20 protein-coding genes and 1 pseudogene are annotated in these 20,466 nt (G+C 38.3%); 10 read left to right on the top strand and 11 right to left on the bottom strand.

Translation table 11 applies throughout. The annotated features are described in order from the left end of the window. Nucleotides 1–41 precede the first annotated feature (41 nt). Entirely contained in the window at nucleotides 42–824 is a 783-nt protein-coding gene (locus tag ACOMCU_RS21110) for an enoyl-CoA hydratase (protein ID WP_010857332.1), read from the top strand. A gap of 119 nt (nucleotides 825–943) precedes the next feature. Here ACOMCU_RS21110 and ACOMCU_RS21105 read toward each other — a convergent pair whose 3' ends face one another. After that, nucleotides 944–1,129: a YhzD family protein gene (locus tag ACOMCU_RS21105; protein WP_010857333.1), complete on the bottom strand. Its 186-nt coding sequence runs from the start codon at nucleotides 1,127–1,129 to the stop codon at nucleotides 944–946. A gap of 323 nt (nucleotides 1,130–1,452) precedes the next feature. On the opposite strand from ACOMCU_RS21105, the gene ACOMCU_RS21100 reads away from it, so the two are divergent. From ACOMCU_RS21100 to yhaM, 3 genes are read left to right on the top strand one after another with little or no spacing between them, the layout of a single operon-like run. Then, on the top strand, nucleotides 1,453–2,667 hold the full coding sequence (locus ACOMCU_RS21100; RefSeq protein ID WP_010857334.1) for a metallophosphoesterase family protein: 1,215 nt from the start codon (nucleotides 1,453–1,455) through the stop codon (nucleotides 2,665–2,667). A gap of 5 nt (nucleotides 2,668–2,672) precedes the next feature. Further along, nucleotides 2,673–5,564, top strand: coding sequence for an AAA family ATPase (locus tag ACOMCU_RS21095; RefSeq protein WP_421051296.1), 2,892 nt, complete (start codon nucleotides 2,673–2,675; stop codon nucleotides 5,562–5,564). After that, nucleotides 5,561–6,499 (top strand): 3'-5' exoribonuclease YhaM, encoded by a 939-nt coding sequence (gene yhaM, locus ACOMCU_RS21090; protein WP_010857336.1) that lies wholly within the window; start codon nucleotides 5,561–5,563, stop codon nucleotides 6,497–6,499. Before ACOMCU_RS21095 ends, yhaM begins: the two co-directional genes overlap by 4 nt. A 56-nt stretch (nucleotides 6,500–6,555) precedes the next feature. On the opposite strand, the gene ACOMCU_RS21085 is transcribed toward yhaM, so the two are convergent. Then, nucleotides 6,556–7,527, bottom strand: coding sequence for a peptidylprolyl isomerase (locus tag ACOMCU_RS21085; protein WP_421051295.1), 972 nt, complete (start codon nucleotides 7,525–7,527; stop codon nucleotides 6,556–6,558). A 145-nt stretch (nucleotides 7,528–7,672) separates the two neighbouring features. Here ACOMCU_RS21085 and ACOMCU_RS21080 point away from each other — a divergent pair, with 145 nt between their 5' ends. After that, nucleotides 7,673–7,780, top strand: coding sequence for a YjcZ family sporulation protein (locus ACOMCU_RS21080; RefSeq protein WP_080647610.1), 108 nt, complete (start codon nucleotides 7,673–7,675; stop codon nucleotides 7,778–7,780). Nucleotides 7,781–7,942: 162 nt separating this feature from the next. On the opposite strand, the gene ACOMCU_RS21075 is transcribed toward ACOMCU_RS21080, so the two are convergent. From ACOMCU_RS21075 to ACOMCU_RS21050, 6 genes are all read right to left on the bottom strand, one after another. Continuing rightward, a complete protein-coding gene (locus ACOMCU_RS21075) occupies nucleotides 7,943–8,128 on the bottom strand; it encodes a hypothetical protein (protein WP_010857338.1) in 186 nt (61 codons plus the stop codon). A gap of 70 nt (nucleotides 8,129–8,198) precedes the next feature. Further along, nucleotides 8,199–8,744: a DUF3267 domain-containing protein gene (locus tag ACOMCU_RS21070; protein WP_421051294.1), complete on the bottom strand. Its 546-nt coding sequence runs from the start codon at nucleotides 8,742–8,744 to the stop codon at nucleotides 8,199–8,201. Nucleotides 8,745–8,943: 199 nt separating this feature from the next. Beyond that, nucleotides 8,944–9,504: an HTH-type transcriptional regulator Hpr gene (locus ACOMCU_RS21065; protein WP_010857340.1), complete on the bottom strand. Its 561-nt coding sequence runs from the start codon at nucleotides 9,502–9,504 to the stop codon at nucleotides 8,944–8,946. A gap of 162 nt (nucleotides 9,505–9,666) precedes the next feature. Beyond that, nucleotides 9,667–10,056: a YtxH domain-containing protein gene (locus tag ACOMCU_RS21060; RefSeq protein WP_010857341.1), complete on the bottom strand. Its 390-nt coding sequence runs from the start codon at nucleotides 10,054–10,056 to the stop codon at nucleotides 9,667–9,669. A gap of 193 nt (nucleotides 10,057–10,249) precedes the next feature. Further along, on the bottom strand, nucleotides 10,250–10,783 hold the full coding sequence (locus tag ACOMCU_RS21055) for a tryptophan transporter (protein WP_010857342.1): 534 nt from the start codon (nucleotides 10,781–10,783) through the stop codon (nucleotides 10,250–10,252). A 645-nt stretch (nucleotides 10,784–11,428) separates the two neighbouring features. After that, the gene (locus ACOMCU_RS21050; protein ID WP_010857343.1) at nucleotides 11,429–11,842 is read right to left on the bottom strand and encodes an HIT family protein; all 414 of its coding nucleotides are present in this window, start codon (nucleotides 11,840–11,842) and stop codon (nucleotides 11,429–11,431) included. A gap of 104 nt (nucleotides 11,843–11,946) precedes the next feature. Here ACOMCU_RS21050 and ACOMCU_RS21045 point away from each other — a divergent pair, with 104 nt between their 5' ends. Both ACOMCU_RS21045 and ACOMCU_RS21040 read left to right on the top strand, forming a co-directional pair. Further along, nucleotides 11,947–12,696 (top strand): ABC transporter ATP-binding protein, encoded by a 750-nt coding sequence (locus tag ACOMCU_RS21045; RefSeq protein WP_010857344.1) that lies wholly within the window; start codon nucleotides 11,947–11,949, stop codon nucleotides 12,694–12,696. Next, nucleotides 12,680–13,864 (top strand): ABC transporter permease, encoded by a 1,185-nt coding sequence (locus ACOMCU_RS21040; protein ID WP_421051292.1) that lies wholly within the window; start codon nucleotides 12,680–12,682, stop codon nucleotides 13,862–13,864. The genes ACOMCU_RS21045 and ACOMCU_RS21040 overlap by 17 nt, the downstream gene beginning before the upstream one ends. Before the next feature lie 174 nt (nucleotides 13,865–14,038). Here ACOMCU_RS21040 and ACOMCU_RS21035 read toward each other — a convergent pair whose 3' ends face one another. Both ACOMCU_RS21035 and ACOMCU_RS21030 read right to left on the bottom strand, forming a co-directional pair. Continuing rightward, a complete protein-coding gene (locus ACOMCU_RS21035; protein WP_421051291.1) occupies nucleotides 14,039–15,199 on the bottom strand; it encodes an amidohydrolase in 1,161 nt (386 codons plus the stop codon). A gap of 22 nt (nucleotides 15,200–15,221) precedes the next feature. Further along, nucleotides 15,222–15,740 carry an antibiotic biosynthesis monooxygenase family protein gene (locus tag ACOMCU_RS21030; RefSeq protein ID WP_421051290.1) on the bottom strand — a complete coding sequence of 173 codons (519 nt, stop codon included), beginning with the start codon at nucleotides 15,738–15,740 and terminating at the stop codon, nucleotides 15,222–15,224. A gap of 230 nt (nucleotides 15,741–15,970) precedes the next feature. Between ACOMCU_RS21030 and hemE the strand changes: the two genes are divergently transcribed. From hemE to hemY, 3 genes are all read left to right on the top strand, one after another. After that, complete coding sequence (gene hemE / locus ACOMCU_RS21025) at nucleotides 15,971–17,020, top strand: uroporphyrinogen decarboxylase (RefSeq protein ID WP_010857348.1); 1,050 nt, start codon at nucleotides 15,971–15,973, stop codon at nucleotides 17,018–17,020. Nucleotides 17,021–17,174: 154 nt separating this feature from the next. Further along, a complete protein-coding gene (hemH, locus tag ACOMCU_RS21020) occupies nucleotides 17,175–18,095 on the top strand; it encodes a ferrochelatase (protein WP_010857349.1) in 921 nt (306 codons plus the stop codon). A 14-nt stretch (nucleotides 18,096–18,109) separates the two neighbouring features. Next, nucleotides 18,110–19,543 (top strand): protoporphyrinogen oxidase, encoded by a 1,434-nt coding sequence (gene hemY, locus ACOMCU_RS21015; protein ID WP_421051332.1) that lies wholly within the window; start codon nucleotides 18,110–18,112, stop codon nucleotides 19,541–19,543. A 207-nt stretch (nucleotides 19,544–19,750) separates the two neighbouring features. On the opposite strand, the pseudogene ACOMCU_RS21010 reads toward hemY, so the two are convergent. Further along, nucleotides 19,751–20,466, bottom strand: a pseudogene (locus tag ACOMCU_RS21010) (collagen-like protein); the annotation flags it as partial.

The raw sequence follows: 20,466 nt of genomic DNA, 5'->3' as shown, positions 1-20,466 counted from the left end.
AGTATATAGTGAATGAATATTCATATTTGGGGGTGTAGAGCATGGAATTTACAACAATTACATTAGAAAAATTAGAGCGTCGTGCTACATTAACGTTAAATCGACCGCAGGCCATGAATGCGATGGATGATGTAATGATGCGGGAATTAGCAGAGTGTTTTGAAGCACTACAACAAGAGCAAGAAATACAAATTTTAGTTATTAGAGGGGAAGGTAAAGTCTTTTCTGCTGGTGGCGATATAAAAGCCATGGTAGATCCAACTAAGCCACTTGATATTGATGAAGCGATGGCGTATTTAACACGAATTGTAAAGGCTTATTATCAGCTACCAATGCTTGTCATTGCAGCAGTTCATGGTGCATCAGCCGGCTTAGGCTTTAGCTTGACGTTAGGAGCAGATATCGTTGTTGCATGCGAAAATAGCAAACTAGCTATGAATTTTATTGGAATTGGCTTAATTCCTGATGGTGGCGGTCACTTCTTTATGAAGGAACGTGTCGGCAATGTGAAGGCAAAACAAATGATTTGGGAAGGCAAAGTGTTATCAGCAAATGAAGCGCAAGATGCTGGCTTAATTGATTATGTAGCGCCAGAAGGTACTGTTTTTGCAATGGCTGATCAACTTGTTGGTAAAATGCTTGCGTCTCCGATTGTTTCCATGATTACCACAAAAAAAATACTACATGCGCAAAATCTACCACAATTAGAACGTATTTTAGAAATGGAAGCAGAGGGGCAATCAGCAATGCGCAAAACAGTTGATCACCTTGAAGGCATCCATGCGTTTGTAGAAAAAAGAATGCCGGTTTTTGCAGGTAAATAAAGAGCAATTAACCCTTGGCGTACTTGTATCATTGAACTGACGCTATTACATGTAGATCAAATGAAAAAATGAAAAGGCACTAGCATTAGTTTGCTACGTGCCTTTGTTTATTCCAACTTTTAAACATGGAATAAGATTAATTTACCAGATGCATTTACGAGTCGATGTGTTTTTTCTGAAACGCCCTTTTCATCAATTTGTTGTTGACCGCTTATTTTTGCGGCTTCATCGTTTTCAAATGTCCATGTTTCATCAAATAATGTTTCCCCTGTTCTTTCAAAAGCTGTAAAACGGTAATTCTCCATAGTCAAACCCCACCCTTTACTTGAAGATACTACTATTATACATAGAAGAATTATAAACTTCACGGTATAACTAGCGAATATTTTGATAATTTACAAAAAATGTGTAAATATTTTTACGATAGTAAGAAGAAATATCATTGAATTCATTTTTCATCTAGCATGAGTTATGATAAAATAGAACAAATATTCGCTTTTGGCAATAATCAGGACAAGTTCTACTCCATAAGAGTTAATTATAAAAAAGCGATCAAATGGCACAATGAAACATGAGAACTTACATAATTGCGCAAAGGCGTAATTTATCTATTACTTGAGGTGATTGGATGACAACAATTCGTTTTTTCCACATGGCAGATTTACATTTAGATAGCCCGTTTAAGGGTTTATTTGGTTTACCAGAGCAAAATCTAAAAAAAATACGGACAAGTACTTTCGAAGCTTTCGAAAAAATTATTCACAAGGCAATCGATGAGAAGCCTGATTTTTTGCTAATTGTTGGTGATCTTTATGATGGAGAACACCGCAGCCTACAAGCACAAAGACGTTTCCAAGAGGCAATGGAAGTACTATTTCAGCACAACATACCAGTTATTTTAAGCTATGGTAATCACGATCATCTAAATGGCTCATGGACACGCTTTGCTTTACCTAGCAATGTTTATGAATTACCAGCTGAGACGAGTGTTGTACAATTGAAAATACGTGGTCAACAGGTTAATATTTATGGTTTTAGCTATGGTGAACGACATATAAAGGAATCAATCATTGAAAGTTACCCCATTGCAAATGATCAGCATGCTATTCATATCGGTATGTTGCATGGCAGTGAATCGAGTGATACAACACACGCTGTTTATGCTCCATTTAAAAAAGAACAACTTCTAGAAAAAAATTATCATTACTGGGCGCTTGGTCATATTCATAAGAGACAGCTTTTACACAAGGAGCCGCCAATCGTATATCCAGGAAATATTCAAAGTCGTCATCGTAACGAGCAAGGATTAAAAGGCTTTTATGATGTGACATTATCACAAAGTTCAGCTGATATGACGTTTGTGCCAACATCTGCAGTTGTCTATAACACAGTAGAAGTTGACTGTACAGGGATGTTTCATGCAAATGAATTACTTGAGAAGTGTGAAGCGGCACTAGCCGCTAATCGTCAAGAATACGGTGCATCTGTAGTAGAATTGCATTTAAAAAATATAGATGAGCAGGCAGAAGCCTTATTTGAACATGCCACGGTAGATGCTTGGCTTGAAACTATTCGAGAGGTAGAGGACGGTAATGAGCCGATGTGTTGGGTGCAAAAACTTATGTATCATCGAACGGCAACACCCTATGAACCAACTGCAGCTACTGAATCTGTGATAAATTTAATGGAGCAATGGGACATTTCAGCGTGGAAAGATATTTTAAAAGATCTGTATCAACATGCAGGGGGGGCACGATTTATCGAGCCACTAACGGAGCAAGACGTAGAACATTTAAAGTCTAACGCACAATCGTTATTAGCAGATGAAATTCAAAGGGCGTGAAGGACATGCTAACAATACAAAAAATCCAAATATACGGCTTTGGCAGACACGAAAATGTCACTATCACCTTACAAGATGGTGTGACAATTTTTTATGGTATGAATGAAGCTGGGAAAACGACGATTCAGCAGTTTATATTACAAATCTTTTTTGGCTTTCCAACAAAGCAACAAGCTCAGCGAAAATATGAACCGAAAACATCAACGAAATATGGTGGTCAGCTAACGATACTTCATCCGATGTATGGCCAGTGCACAATCGAGCGAGTCAAAGGCAAAGCGACTGGTGATGTGACCGTTTATATGGAGGACGGTGCTAAGGGCCATGAGGAACTTTTAGCGAAACTATTGCATGGCTATACAAGAGCATCATTTGAGGCAATCTTTTCTTTTTCTATTCATGAACTTCAAGGCATTGAAAAAATGTCTGAAGAAGAGCTAACACATTTATTACTTGCATCTGGCACGACTGGCATGCATCAGTTATCCGCACTTGAAAAGAAATTAGACAAGGATGCTGGAGAACTATTTAAAAAGGCAGGAAAGCTACCGCTCATTAACCAAAAAATTGAGTATATGAAGCAACTTGAAAAGACTGTTAAGCAAGAGCAAACAGCGATTCATACATTTGAGGACAAATCACTCACATTACAACAACTTGATCACAAGCTAGCGCATTTGAATAAACAACAAAAAGAGCTACAACAAAGCTGGCAGCAACTTACGATATTGAAGCAGGCAATACCACTTATTCATCAACAACAGTCGCTACAGCAGACCTTAAAAAACTATGTACAAGTCCAGTTCCCACCTGAAGGGATAAGACGTTATGAGCAGTTAAAGGACCGTCTAACCCATGAAACATTACAAATGGCGCAGCTAAAGGAGCAATATCAGGTTTTACAAAACAAGCTACAATTAACGGTAGATGAGACAATGGTTGATGAAATGGCACGACTGATGCATCAAGAAGCAACATGGAATCAGTTACTCGTTAAGGAGCAGAACTTAATCGATGAGCTTTTCTTAATCGAACAAGATATTGATGCGCAGTTTCGTTTATTAGGTGTCCAAGAAAAAGTAGCACAAAAAATCCTTCTTGAGGAAACCGTATCACTACAGCAAGAAGAAAAGTTTCAGCAGCAGTTAAGTGTTTTGCAAGAAACTGAAGAAGAGCTGAAATTTCATCTACATGCGATCGAGCAAACACATGTGGAGCTTGATGGTATAGCGCGACAGAAAAAGCAACTTGAACAGGAGTCATTAACGACTGAGGAACAACATATTTTAGCACAGTGGCCTCAACAAAAGAGAAGACTTGAACAATTGCGACAAGCGAGGTCGCAGCGCACGAAACAAAAGCAGCCTACATTATTTATATTCTTTACTCTAGTTATAAGTTTGTTGGCTGTGCTATATGGCGCTTGGCAAAAAAATATGGCAGTTATCATTGGCGGGGTAGTGATGTCACTATTATCTATAGTGATTTTAAAACGTGCATGGCCCGTTGGTGAGACTACAAGCGAGCAAAATAAGCAGTTACTACGGGAATTAGAGCAAGAGGAAAATATTGTTCAAGTTTTACGCATGAAAAAGCAACGACTCGAGGATCGTCGGATGCTGATAACTGAGCAACAGCAGGAAAAAGAACGTCAATATGCACAGCTAGAACATAAAATTCAGCAGGCAGAGCAGGTAAATGCTGAAAGTACTCAAAAGCTGCAAAGTTTTTTAGGACGTTATCGTTTAGAAGGGAATGTGCCTAGAACTTTATTGCCAGAGCTGTTTATGCGTATTCGTGGTGTACAAGAACTGGAAACTAAGAAAAAAAGTATATCGAAACTATTTCAGTCTATACAAACTGAAAAAGTAACGCTATTTGAGCAGATACAGAAGGTACTACAGGAAAGTTATAGTGAGCAGGAAATTTTTATGCATCTGCGTGCATTCTATCTTACTGTACAAAGAGAACAACAAGACATGGTGCACACCAAAGAGCAGCTCACTAACCTGACAGACAACATGCAAGAAGTAGAGCCTCTTATGGAAAACTATGAATCTGAAATCGCTCAGTTATTTAGTACTGCAAATGTACAATCGGAGGACGCTTATTACGAGACTTTTGCACAGTACGAGCAACAGCAAAAACTAAATACGGAGCTACAAACAATTCAGAATCAGTTAGCCTCACTTGAAGTAATCAAACAAGAGACAATTATGACCGAAGAGCAACTCAGCGAGAAAATGCAAGCGCTAGAAGAACGTCGAAATGCAATCCAGTTAGAAATCGATCGTTGCTTAGAAGAGCGAGCCACACTCCAAATGCAAAAAGAGTTTCTACTCAATGATGAAAAATATGGACAATTGTTGCAACAATTTGAGCAAGAAAAAACAGCACTACAACAGTTAATTGAGCAGTGGACTACTAAAAAGGCGTTAGCAACAGCGATTCATGAGACATTATTTCAACTTCGTGAGGAAAAATTACCCCAAGTACTTTCGCAGGTCAATGAAATTTTTAATACATTAACTGGTAGTCGTTATGACAAGCTCTTAATCAGTGAGGAAGGTCATTTTGAGGCACAAGCAGTTTCGGGATTGCGTTATCATGTCGCAGAATTATCGCAAGCCACGAAGGAACAAGCCTATATTTCTTTACGACTAGCACTTGCAAAAACCCTTGTAACAACTGCGCCTTTCCCATTTATTATGGATGATCCTTTTGTCCATTTTGATCGAAACCGCACAAACAAAATGGTACAATTGATGAAAGAAGTAGGATATGAACGTCAAATTTTATATTTTACTTGCCATGAAGCGATGCTCGGGTTTTGGCAAAAAGAGCAAATTGTCGATCTAGGAGCACTAGCAAATGAAAGGGGAGTGACGTCAACATGAAAGGTATTACGACGCTCCAAGTAGGAGAATCAGTTGATCAATTTTTATTAATTAAACAGGCGACAAAAGGTGTTACAACTGTAGGAAAGCCATTTATGTCACTGTTACTACAAGATAAGAGTGGAGACATTGAGGCAAAGCTATGGGATACAAATGAAGATCATGAAAAAATGTACCATGCAGAGGCTATTGTTCGCGTAGGAGGAGAAATCCATGACTATCGCGGCAAAAATCAATTACGCATTAAGACAATCCGTGTTGCAAAAGCAGAGGAGGGAATTGCTATTAACGATTTAGTGCCTTCTTCCGCTACTCCAAAAGAACAACTTTATGAGGAATTGACGCAATTCTTCTTTGATATTAAGAATCCAAATATCTCACGTATCACACGTGCAGCTATTAAAAAGCATCAGGATGCTATTTTAGTATTCCCTGCTGCAACGAAGAATCACCATGACTATGCATCCGGTTTACTGGATCATATGGTATCTATGTTAAAACTAGGAAAGGCAATCGCTGATTTATATCCAACATTAAATCGTGACTTGTTATATGCGGGTATTATTTTACATGATATCGGGAAGGTCGTTGAATTATCTGGTCCTGTTGCGACAATGTACACTGTTGAGGGCAATTTACTTGGTCATATTACAATTATGGTGAATGAAATTGCCAAAATTGCAGATGAGCTTGAGATTGACGGCGAAGAAGTAATGCTCTTGCAACATCTAGTGTTATCACATCATGGTAAAGAAGAGTGGGGTAGCCCTAAAAAACCAATGATTCAAGAAGCAGAAATCTTGCATTATATCGATAATATTGATGCCAAGATGAACATGCTCACGCGTGCACTCGGCAAAACAGCGCCTGGAGAATTTACCGAGAGACTTTTCCCACTTGATAATCGCTCATTTTATAAACCGAATATTGAGTAAACAAAAAGGGTTACGCCTGTATGAGCGTAACCCTTTTTCATATAGTAAATTAATCACTATTTAGATTCTTTTTCAGTATCTTCAGCTTTACCTTCTGCTTTGTCTTCTTCAGCAGCTTTTTTAGCTTCTTCTTCAGCAGCTTTTGCTTGATCTTCACTTGTCGTTGTGAAGAATTCTAGTGATTGTTTTAAATCTTTATCAGATGTTTTGACGTCAGCATCTTTCGCCATTTTTGCGATGATATCTTTTAGAATTACTTGTGCTTCGCCTGTTTGGTTCAACTTACCAAGCATTGTTGTACGAATGTTTTCTTCTTCGTCTTCGAATTTGCCAATATCCTTCGTATCACGCTTGTCCGTAATTTCGATAACGTGGTAACCAAAGCTTGATTGAACTGGCTCACTTAATGTATTTAATTCAAGTGCATAAGCAGCATCGTTGAACTCATCTACCATCGTACCAACTGAGAACCAACCTAATTCGCCACCTTTTGCTGCTGAACCAGTATCTGTTGAGTATTCTTTTGCCACATCAGCAAACGAAGCGCCGCCTTTAATTTTTTCAATAGCTTCTTTCGCTGTTTTCTCATCAGCTACTAGAATATGACGACCATTTAATTCTGTTTTCATTTGTTCATAATATTTTTTTACGTCTTCTTCTTTAATTGCTTGATCTTTCAATGCTTTTTCTTGAAGAAGTTGAACACGTAATGAATCTTTAAAGCCACTTTCTGTTAAGCCACTTTCAGCAAGTGCTTGTGCAAAGCCATCACCAAATTGAGATGAAGTTGCGTCATAAGCTTCTTTAATTTCTTTGTCTGTTACTTCGTATTTGTCAGCTAATACTTTTTCAGTCAACATTTGTTGAAGAACATATGAGCCCGTTAAGCTTTTCGCTTTTTCGTTAAAGTCAGCTACTGAAATATCGCCTACTTTAGAAGTAACTAATGCTTTGTCATCGGCTCCGCTACAAGCACCAAGGGCTAAAATAGAAGCAGCTAATGTTAAAGATAAAACAGTCTTTTTCATAATGGATATTCTCTCCTAACTTTCATTTCGTCCATTTTTTACTATAACATAAACGATTTAAAAACAAAATGGTTCCCCCCTTGAGTATAGCCTATATTTCAAAATTCGAAGCGCATAGGATATAGAAAAGAAAGGGGGTGAAGTTATGAGCAACGGAGGATACGGTGGTGGCGGTGGCTACGGCTCAGGCTTTGCTTTATTAGTTGTGCTCTTTATTTTATTAATTATTGTTGGTGCAGCGTTCCTATATTAATTAATAAAATGGCGAAAAGCTAAGGGTTTCAAGTCCTTAGCTTTTCTTATCAATGTCTAGGCATTCGCGTCGCACGCATGAGGATGTGGCCAATAGAGTATTGGTCTAATTAGATATCACCTCCGCGCGTGCGGACGGGCGCGGATGCACTTTTCTTTTTCATTATACTGCAAATAAAATTTCAACATAAAATGAGACAAGTAAAATTGTGATGAGTATATTGATAGTTCGGAATATTTTTGGTTGGTTTTCTTCGGGAATTTCACGTCGCATGCAAAGTGCATAGGTCATGCGGTTGATTTGAAATAAATAGAATACCGAGAATAGAACTACAATCATTAATAGCAAGTCTATTCCTCCCCTCTTTCTGTATTACTAGCATAACAAAAAACGCCGATAGAACACAAGTACAAGCAATTTAGTTAATTGTTGGTGGAACTAAAATTTCATAGCCTTTAGGCGTTTCTTCAACTTGGGCATCTTTAGGTGAATTTAATAAATATTTCACGTAAAGTATATCAATTAAACATAAACTACAATGATACGCTAAAAGTAAGGTTCCGTAATGCGTATAGGTAGGTAATAGCAATGTACCTAGCAGAATAATTGAATTTAGTACGATAAACGGCGTTAGTAATGCTAAAATATAACGGTTTTTTGATAAAGGTTCGCGAATACGCATGTGCAATACAGGAATAAAATAAAATTGGACACGCACGCGCAATTTGAGATGCTGGCGTAAGTCAAATAAAGCATAAAAGTGAAGACATTTATGAATCGGATAAAGTGCTAGTACGGCAATAATGAATAGCCAGAACAAATGATCAGTAAATTGTTCATCATGAAATAAATTAAGTGTCACATAGGATACTGAAAAAGTTGATAAAAAAACAATCACAGCCAACATACTAATTCGTGTAGTCCCATAATGATGTTCTAGATTTAAAATTTTCCAACAATGCATTGAATATCAACTCCGGTATTAGGAAGGGTCCTATTTAATGTAAATTGATTTTTGCGAGAATGCAAGAAAAAGGAGGTATCTCAGAATTGTTTCTGAAATGCCTCCTTTTAGCATGATTTTGTGCGTAACACTAAAAGCACGATCAGTTCAATCAACGAATAAACAGCGAAGGCATAACTTTGCTAATGGAAGGTGCACCTTATCCTTTTACTGTTGGCCGTTGTTCTATCGTATCAAAGGTATCACGGAAGTGTTGGAATGAACGCTCGAAAATATCGATGAAGTCCTCACCGTAAATATTACGAATGACAGCCATAACATCTAAAAATTCTGGGAAACGACCATATAAGTCTTTTAGTGCTAACGAACCCTCGAGAACAGAGTGATACGTATTATGATAATTGCTATTCATCTCGATTATCAGCTCTGTACCAGTTTCTGTTAGTTCAACGTAAGTATTACGTTTATCGTCATCGCGTTTCGAAAACTTTAGGAATCCGCGCTCTTCCAATTTTTTTGAGAAGTTAAATGCTGTTGAAACGTGCATCACTCCAAATTTGGCTACGTCAGATATGGACGCTCCTTTTAAATGATACGAGATCCATAAAATATGATGCTCGTTAATGTTTAAATCGTAGGGTTTAATCCACTGCTGCCAATCTTTTTCAACCGCTTTCCATAAGGCTTTTGATAATTGCGCAATTCTTTGACTATAAAGCATCGCTTCTTTTTGAGTGTATAATTCCTCTGACAAAGCCATCACCTACTGCTTTCTTTAGCATTTTAAAAATATTATAGCAATAAAGGAAAAAAGTTTAAAGTTAGAAAAATTAAAAAATTGAAATGTGGTTGAAAAGTAATAATATAATCATAGTTTTTATTAATAAAAAATAATTTTTATCATCATTTGTAGACTTTGGACCTACTTTATTTCTTGCGGTTTTTTCTTTTTATCAGTGAATTGTGCAATATTTTTCTCGATTTCGCTAATTGAATTCTGTAACGATTCTATTTCTTGTTGTAGATTATTCTTAGTAGGTTCGATTTCTTCAGTAAATTTAGTGATGGACTGTTTTAATTCATTTATTATTTTAGGTATATTATTTTTGGCTTCGTTTGTTAGTGAGTTTACAGATTGTTTAACATTGCCGGCTTGGTATTTTATATCTTGAAGCTTGTCCTTTGTATTATCAGCGTTTGACAGTAATGTAGTCCGTAATTGTTGTCCAGATTGAGGTGTTGAAAAAAGTACAGCGATGGTGCCACCTACGATTCCAGTTGTTAGTCCGATTAAAAATGGTTTTGCTTTCATGTTAAATCCCTCATTTCTATATTTGTTATCTTACCCTCTATTAAACCATGAAATGCGTATAGACAAAAAGAAAAAAGAAGCTAACCGAGTGATTTTACATCACGGCTTAGCTTCTTTAAATAGTGACTACGCTAAAATGCTCTTTTCACAGTTACATTGACAGTGAGAGCGGAGCATTTAACCCTTTTGCTATTTAAGCTTGAGAAATGGCTGTGTTAAATTTAGAACGTTTCACTAACTTCGCAACGATTGGATAAATAATCACAAAAGCAACAACGTTAAATGCGACGGCTGGTACCACAACACCTACAAAAAGCATTGCGAATGTAGCACCGACGTTAGCATTGAACACGAAAAGGGCAACCGATAAAAATACAGTACCCGATAAAATTGTTCCTAAACCAACTAAAACAGCTGAACCTACAAAATGGCTTACCACTTTTTTCAGCACGATTAGGACTGCCAAAAAGACAAAGCCAGTTACTGCTTTATCAATAATGTTAGGGACTAAACCTGCAGGAAATGTTGTAAATAAACCAGAGAGCACCCCTGTAGCTAAAGAAAGTAAAAACGTTTCTTTCACTGTAGGGAACAATAAAATTCCGATAAACATCATGGTTAACATGAAGTCAGGCTTCATGCCGTTTACCATACCTGGTGTGACCACATAAAGTGCAGCACCGACACCAACTAAAAGTGCCATTAAAACTAAATTCTTTGTATTCATTTCTAATCTCTCCTCGACTATGCTAATCTATTTGTTTCCTAAAGTGTCCTCTTGACCGTTAGCGAAACTTATTTGTGATTGTACGATAAAAATTATTAATTTGCAATATACTATTCTGATAATTAAATCACATATTTATGGGCTAATTACTTATAAAATCCTGCATAAAAAAAAGACCATCAAAATGATCGTCCTAGACTGTAGAAAAACTCAAAAAATTGAGTTCGTTAAACAGACTTTTCTTTTAAAATAGAGGTATCTATATGAACCCGTTGATTTCCGCTATGGCAGGGTATGGCTTCAGTCTCCTCGTCGCTATGCTCCGCGGGGCCTTTTCGCTCATGCAATTCCCGCAGAGGTCACCGCCTGTGCTCCCATCAACTAGTGTATGACGACGAAATAAGGATTATCGCAAAAAACAAGTTCCTAACCATCAAAGTTTCTTCCAGTAGTTTCTCTCTTGGAAGTTCATTTTGGGAATAGACTTTAGTTGTTATTATCCATTAGTTGAACAAGCCATTTTTTTAAACCCTTAGTTAAATATAAAAAAGCCCTCAGAGCGTTTCTAAGGGCTTTCTAAGTGTCAAAAAAATTGCGAGTGGCATTAATAATAGTCCATCTGTAATCATATACGGATAAAGAAAACTAAAGATGGGCTTTAATGCTTTCTGCCACATCAGCTAATTGTTCAAGTGTATATTTTTGTGTTTGCCAATTTAAGCCTAAGCCTTCTTTTTCGTCGTAACGCGGAATAAAATGTAAGTGGTAGTGAAAAACAGTTTGTCCAGCAGCAGTTCCGTTGTTGTTTATGGTATTCATACCAATTGGATTAAATGCTGCTTTAATGGCATTAGCCACTTTTGGTGCAGCTGCATATAGATTACGTGCTACATCTTCTGGCATTTCGAAAAGATCTTGGCAGTGCTGCTTTGGAATTAATAGTGTGTGACCTTTTGCTACAGGTGCAATGTCTGCGAAGGCATATACATGGTCGTCTTCATAAACTTTAGTACTCGGAATTGATCCGTCAATAATTTTGCAAAATAGGCAATCGCTCATTCGTAAATCCCCCTTATTTATATATGTAATTTTATTCTATCATACTCATAACTGAATCATTTGCTAATTTTTGATAAAATAAAAACAAGAAGAGGAGTGAGGGCATGTCGGTATTAAACGTACAGCAAGTGACAGGTGGTTATACAAGAAAGCCTGTTATTAAAGAGTTATCATTTACGATTGAAAAAGGGGAACTTGTTGGGTTAATTGGTTTAAATGGAGCAGGTAAAAGTACAACCATTAAGCATATTATCGGAACAATGTTGCCAAAAGAAGGTGACATTCGTTTAAATGGTGTGACGTTAAAGGAAGACACGGACAAGTATCGTACGGCGTTTTCTTATATTCCAGAAACGCCTGTTTTATATGATGAGTTAACGCTACGTGAGCATTTACAGTTAACAGCGATGGCTTATGGTTTAGATGAGGCTTCACTTGCAGCACGTTCTGAAGTTTTGTTAAAGGAATTTCGTATGGAAAAACGACTCAATTGGTTTCCATCCCATTTCTCAAAAGGTATGCGTCAAAAGGTTATGATTATGTGTGCTTTTTTAGTCAATCCGAGTCTGTATATAATTGACGAGCCGTTTGTTGGTTTAGATCCACTGGGTATTCAATCATTGCTTGATCAGATGGACGAAAAGAAAAAAGAGGGCGCTTCGATTTTAATGTCAACGCATATTTTATCGACTGCCGAAAAGCATTGTGACCGAATTATTTTATTGCATGAAGGACGTGTGCGGGCACAAGGAACGATGGCGGACTTACGTAAGGCTTTTGGGATGCCACATGCTACATTGGATGATCTATATATTGCGATGACAAAGGAGCGGGACCATGAAGAACTTGCGTGATGTCTGGTCCTCTCGCTTCATGCATTATATAGGTGAAGTGCAAAAATATATGCAATTTATTTTTACAGGTCATATAGCAATTGTACTTGTATTTCTTATTGGGGCAGGGGGCTATCAATATAGTGAATGGCTGAAAATTATAGCAACCGATTTTCCAGCAGAGCCGTTAATTGCGTTAATAATTGGTGTTTTACTAGCATTTAGTCGACCGACGACATTATTACGTGAGCCAGACCAAGTATACTTATTACCATTAGAATCAAAAATGTCGCAGTATTTTACCAAGGCACTTGCATGGACATTTTGGTCACAGGTATGGATAGTTGCGATTGTTTATATTGTGACTATACCTTTGTTGAAAGCAGTTACAGAGTTAACGACATTCGAAATTTGGACGGTATTTTTCCTTATTATCGTACTGAAGTATTTCAGTGTACAAGGAGAGTTCCGTTATCGATATAGTGAACGTGGACAATTTATATGGGTGGATAGACTCGTACGTGCTGTAATATTTGGTGTAACCGTGTATATGGGACTTCAGACAAAGCCTATCCTTGCCTTTATTGCCGCTGTAATTGGTTGTGCATATATCGTGGTGTTCCGAAAAAAATCAGCAGGAGAGCCTGTGCCATACGAACATTTTGTAAAGTTAGAACAAAATCGTATGATGAGCTTCTACCGCTTTGCTAACTACTTTACGGACGTACCGCATTTACGTGGTAGTATTCGACGTCGAGGTTGGTTGGATTGGCTTTATAAGTTTGTGCCTTATGCAAAGGGAAATACCCAAAAGTATTTGGTGTTCCGTACATTTATACGCACAGACGATCATTTTTATTTATGGCTCCGATTAACGGTGATTTCTGCCGTTATTGCTGCTTTTGTAGATATTCCAATAGTTACGTGGATAGTTGCTGGTGCATTAAGCTTTGCAACAACGATTCAGTTAAAACAGGCTTTATTATCAAGCGGAGAATTCCGTATGGACATGCTATACCCATTGCCAGAGAACGCACGTAATGTAGCAGTCAAACAGGTAGTACGCCTTGCGATGATTGCTCAGACCATTATTGTAGGCCTAAGTGGTGTGGCACAGCCAATGTTCTATGTGACATTCATCATCGTATTTGTTGTAAGTGAATTGACTACGAAGATGTCAAAATCTTAACTAGCGTTGATAGTTTCACTCAGTTGAGACAGGGGAACGCTCTGGAGGCTTGAGTTACCGCTCGGGTAGGACGGAGTACCGCATGTGTAACCCAAGTTATCACTCAGGTCCTAGCTCTAAAAAAATAAAGCTCATTTTTTCCAAGATGATTGGAGAAAATGAGCTTTACCTGTTTTATTTCACAGATTGATATTCTAGAGCGGCGGTTAATAATACCTTCGCTGCAACGAGCATTCCTTTTTCATCGACATCGAACTTTGGATGATGATGTGGCGCGTACTCAACAGGTTCGGCTCCAGTGAAGAAGAATGTACCTGGTTTTTCTTCTAAGTAATAAGAAAAATCCTCACCACCCATTGTTGCTTCAATTTCAACAACTGTACAAATATCCTGGGCGACATCCCTTACAAATAATGTTTCCTTTTCATGGTTAACGATTGCCGGATAACCACGGCGGTAATCTAGTGCAATAGTACAGTCATGAGCAATTTCTGTGCCTTGTACAATACGTTTAAACTCACGTTCCATTGTTTCACGTATACCCTTATCAAATGTACGGATAGTCCCATTTAAATAGGCTGTATCAGCGATGATATTGTCGGCGTTAGATGCAACAAATGAGCCAACCGTGAGAACCGCAGATTCAGTTGGGGCAACACGGCGTGCAACAAGCTGTTGTAGATTCATAACCAGCTGAGAACCGATGACAATGGCATCCTTCGTTTGGTGAGGGTGAGCACCATGCCCGCCTTTTCCTTGAATTTTCATTTCAAAACTATCGACAGCTGCCATCATAGGTCCTACACGATAGCCAATCATGCCAGTCGGATGATTAGATGATAAATGTGTACCAAAAATGGCATCAACACCGTTTAATGCACCTGCTTGTACCATGCCGATTGCGCCTCCTGGATCAGCTTCTTCAGCATGCTGATGAATGAGCACGTACTCACCAGCTAATTCATCACGCATTTCCCAAAGTAGCTTACCTAAGATTAATAATGTGGCAGTATGGCCATCATGACCACAAGCATGCATCACACCAGGAACTTTTGACTTGTATGGCACATCCTTTTCATCTTGAATAGGGAGTGCATCAAAATCTGCGCGTAAAGCAATTGTTTTGCCTGGTTTGTTCCCTTTAATGCGTGCAATGAGTCCGAAGCCACTGACATTTGGTTCAACCGGGACACCGAGCTTTTCATAAAATTGAATAATGTAATTTGCCGTTTCTTGCTCGTGAAAACTAAGTTCTGGATGCATATGTAGATGGCGGCGAATAGCCACCATTTCATCAAAATGATTATCGATTTTTTCAAGTAAATTCTGTTTCATATGTGAATGCTCCTTTTTAAAATTAAGCTTCGTCTTCTTCTGTTGGAGCAACGCTATAAGTTGCAACATAGGCAGCGGCAGAGAAAATATTTTGCTGGCCTACGCCCGTTGGTTTTTCCCGCTCAGCGTGCGCTGTTTTATAGGCTTTGGAATTTTTCCATGCTTCAAATGAGTGCGGGCCATTCCATTGTGTCATGACGATATAGGTATCGCCATTTAATGGACGCAATAAACGAAAGGCTACGAAACCAGGCTCATCCTCGATAGCTCGCGCACGATTTAAAAAACGATGTTCAAATACAGGACGACCTTCATCAGTAACAGGGATATTATTGAAGACAAAAAAACCACGTTCTTCTAATTTATTGACAGTATCTAAAACTTCAAATTTACGTGGTGTGGCAAAGACAGATTTACCTTCAGTTTCATGTATGAGCACCGAGTTCCCATCTCCGTGTATTAGAATCATAGGCTCATTCTGATATTTATTTTTCACCTGCTCCATAAATTCAGACGTACCAGAAGTTAAATAAATATACATAAATTTGTCCTCCTTATGAATGTTCATAATAGCGTGATTATCTCCATTTAAGTGCAACTCTAACGCTTTGTCAAAAAAGAAGACACCAGAAAGAACAATTTTATGACATTTCTCTAGGAAAACTATACAATATCAGAGGAAGCGTTTACTATTGAAAACGGATATCAATAATAATGGAATAAACAAGAGAATTTTACGGATTAAATTATATCGAGGGGAAGGAAATATTCATGACAACATTTAACGATACACTTCTTCGTGCTGCACGAGGAGAAAGAACACAACATACACCGGTCTGGTATATGCGCCAAGCAGGACGCTCTCAACCAGAATATCGTGCGATTAAAGAAAAGTATTCTTTAGAAGAAATTACACATCAACCAGAGCTGTGTGCTTACGTTACAAAATTGCCGGTGGATAATTACAATGTAGACGCAGCTATTTTATATAAAGATATCGTTACACCACTACCTGGTATCGGCATTGATGTGAAAATCAAAGCAGGCGTAGGTCCCGTTATTTCTAATCCTATACGTACAGTTGCTGATGTAGAAAAACTTGGTGAATTCAATGCGAAGGAACATACTCCATTTGTGTTAGAAACGATAAAATTACTAACAGAAGAACAACTGAATGTACCACTCATTTGCTTTGCAGGAGCGCCTTTCACGCTAGCAAGCTATATGATTGAAGGTGGGCCTTCTAAAAACTATAATAAAACAAAATCATTTATGGTATCAGAACCACAAGCATGGTTTGCTTTAATGGACAAACTAGCAGATATGATTATCGCTGATGTTTCAGCTCAAGTTGAAGCGGGTGCCAAAGCGATTCAAGTGTTTGACTCATGGGTTGGGGCTTTAAGTGTCGAAGATTATCGCGTGTTTATTAAACCTGTCATGACACGCATTTTTGGCGAGTTAAAAAAAGAAAATGTGCCACTTATTCAATTCGGTGTCGGTGCAAGTCATTTAGTAAAAGAGTGGCATGATCTTCCGATTGATGTTGTTGGTTTAGATTGGCGTTTACCAATTAAAGAAGCGCGTGCAAAAGGCATTACAAAACCAGTACAAGGAAACTTAGACCCATCATTATTACTTGCTGACTGGTCTGTAATTGAAAAACGGACGAAAGATATTATCGATCAAGGTCTAGAGGTTCCAGGTCATATTTTCAACTTAGGTCACGGTGTGTTTCCAGAGGTTGATCCAGATGTGCTAAAACGCTTAACAACACTTATTCATGAATACAGTGCACAACAAATTCAAGCACGTTATTAAGTAAAGAATGCTGCCCAATAAGTACGAACAAATCTTATTAGGCAGTCTTCTAGTTTTTAGACGTTCGTGAGAAACACTTGTTTGCTTTCGTCACAATATGTTCAATAACATACAAAAAAGATAGTTTAACTATTATTTAGAGGTGAAAAGGTTAATGAAAGAAGTTAGAGGCTTATTAGTAATGGCATATGGTACACCCTACAAAGAAGAAGATATTGAACCCTATTATACGCATATTCGACATGGCCGCAAACCATCAGATGAGCACTTAGAAGATTTACGTAGTCGCTATGTGGCGATCGGTGGTTTATCACCTTTAGCTGCAGCTACGAAAGCTCAGGCGGAAGCTTTATGTGCACGTTTAAACGAGGTACAAGACGATGTAGAATACAAACTATTTATTGGTTTAAAACATATCCATCCATTCATTGAAGATGCGATAGAGGAAATGGTGGCAGCTGGTATTAAAGAAGCGGTTTCTATTGTGTTAGCACCTCATTTCTCAACATTCTCTATCAAATCATATAATGGTCGTGCAACTGATGCGGCAGATAATCGATTAACAATTACATCTGTGGAATCATGGTATGACGAGCCTAAATTTATTGAATATTGGAAGGACAAAGTAAATGAAACGTTTGATGCTATGTCGAATGAAGAACGTGAAAAAGCATGCTTAATCGTATCAGCCCACTCACTTCCTACGAAAATTAAAGAAATGGGTGACCCATACGAAGACCAATTAATCGAAACAGCTCGCCTGATTCAAGAAGCTACTGGTGTGGAGAATGTTGAGGTTGGTTGGCAATCAGCTGGACAAACGCCCGAGCCTTGGTTTGGTCCAGACGTGCAAGATTTAACACGTGATCTTTTTGAGCAAAAAGGTTTTCGTTCATTTGTTTATACCCCTGTTGGCTTCGTTACCGAACATTTAGAAGTTCTATACGATAATGATTATGAATGTAAAGTTGTATGTAATGAGCTTGGAGCAAACTACTACCGTCCAGCTATGCCTAACACTCATCCATTATTTATAGATGCGATGGTAGACGCCATTCATAAAAAACTAAGCTAAGCGAAAAGAAAGTGATGATGTTGGTGACTCAAAAAAGACGAAAGGTAGTTGTAGTAGGTGGTGGCATTACAGGCCTAACAGCTGCGTTCTATATGCAAAAGGAAGCGCGCGCAAAAGAATTGCCCTTAGATATCGTACTTGTCGAGTCGTCATTGCGCCTTGGCGGGAAAATACAAACACTAAAAAAAGATGGCTTCATCATTGAACGTGGACCAGAATCCTTTTTTGACCGTGAAAATCATATTCATGTACTTGCACAGGATTTAGGCATTGAACAACAGATAATCACAAGTAATTCAGGGCCAACTTACGTAGCTGTTGGTAGTCAATTATATCCTATTCCAAGCAGCCTAATGTCTGGAGCAACGCCACATATCTCGTCATTCATTACATCAGGGTTGTTTTCACTCAGCGGGAAAATTCGTGCAGCGGGAGACTTTGTTCTCCCAAAATCTGCACAGGATGACGACCAACCTTTAGGAGAATTTTTTAGAAGAAGATTTGGAGCAGAGATTGTAGAAAATCTAGTAGAGCCTTTACTAGCAGGAACATTTGCTGGTGATATTGAGCAACTAAGCATGCATTCTACATTTCCACAGCTGTATGAATTAGAGCAAAAGTATCGCAGTTTACTTATCGGAATGAAAAAGGCAGGTACGAATTTTTTAAGTAATAATCGCATTGCAAAAGATAAGGGGATTTTCCAAACATTTGAGAATGGACTGGAAACACTTATTGAAAAAATAGAAGAATCTCTCTTGCCAGGGACAGTTCTAAAAGGTGTCAAAGTAGAGGGAATTGAACATGGTAAAGATGGGACTGTGCAAGTTGTTTTAAATAATTTCTCTCAAATTAAAGCAGATGCAGTGATCCTTGCTACACCATTTAATGTGACAGAGAAAATGTTTAATAAGCACCAGCTATTAACTGAACTGAACTCTATGAAGGCTGCAACAATTGCTACGGTGACTATGGCTTTTAAAAAAGAGCAGATTGGAGATTTGGATGCTCTTTCATTTTTTGTCTCTCGAAATAGTGATTTTTCAATAACTTCCTGTACATTTAGCAATCGAAAATGGCCAAGTACTACTCCAACTGATTATGTGTTGTTACGTAGTTATATTGGACGTGTTGGCGATGAAGCCATTGTTGCACTTTCCGATTCAGAGATTGAAAAGACTGTCTTACATGATTTAAGAAAAACAATCGGTATCGATGGAACACCCGTAACAACAGTAGTTTCCCGATGGAAAAATGCAATGCCGCAATATACTGTAGGACATGAAGCAAAGATTGAACGTGTGAAACGAGAATTGAGCGAACATTTCCCAACAGTCAAATTGTCAGGAAGTTCGTTTGAAGGGATATCAATTCCTGAATGCGTTGAACAAGGAAAAAAAGTTGCTTCTGAATTATTAATTGAAATGTTTACACAAGAATGTATGTAAAACAATAATAGGATGTAGTGCAAACTGATGCTAATGAGACACTCAGAAGCAGAAGTTTGTACTTTTTTATTGCATTAAGAGAGTTGGGGAACATGACCAAATCATCTTCTTTATTAAAGCCATCTAACACTAGGTTGTTAATTTTGAACAAGAAAAGAAGGAGGTTAAAGCCTCCTTCTTCTCCTTTGTTGAATGATTGTAAATTTACTAGGAAATACGATGACAAGACCACACTATCCCACCAGAGTTAGCACCTCCAAGTGTAAGTGCAATAGTTAAACCATTAGCTTCATAAAATAGGTCGATGGCATCACCAGCAGTTAAATTGACTTCACCTGCCAGTGTTACAGTACCGTTACCTAGAACTGCTCGTAAAGTTAACACGAGCGCGACATTTACATTTAATAATGGGAATAATCCACTTATTAAGTTTGTAGTAGCATTTCTGCGAATAGCAAATGATGGGTTTATCCCTCCACCTAAACTTATGCTTAATGCAGCAACTGTTGAATAGTTGATAGTAGCTTCAAATGCGTATCTTCCTGTTGTTGGAACAGTAAATACACCAGTAGTTGGATTAAAGGCAGGTGTTGTGAAATAAGGAGATGCTACGCTCCAGTTGCCAATAGTTGTAGAGCCGCTAACATTCAAACTGTTATTAAAGGCTGAGAAGCCTTCAGTCAATGCAGGACCAGTGGCCCCGGTAGTACCAGTTGATCCAGTTACGCCAGTAGCGCCAGTAGCCCCGGTAGCCCCGGTAATACCAGTAGGACCTGTAGCGCCAGTAGCGCCAGTAGCGCCAGTAGCCCCAGTAGCGCCAGTAGAACCAGTAGAACCAGTGGCCCCAGTAGAACCAGTGGCCCCAGTAGCCCCAGTAGCCCCAGTAGCCCCAGTAGCCCCAGTAGCCCCAGTAGCCCCAGTAG

The organism is Lysinibacillus sp. UGB7 (assembly GCF_049058285.1).
Taxonomy (GTDB): domain Bacteria; phylum Bacillota; class Bacilli; order Bacillales_A; family Planococcaceae; genus Lysinibacillus; species Lysinibacillus sphaericus_B.
The sequence above is the reverse complement of the archived record's forward strand: the minus strand, read 5'-3'. Positions and strand labels throughout refer to the sequence as shown.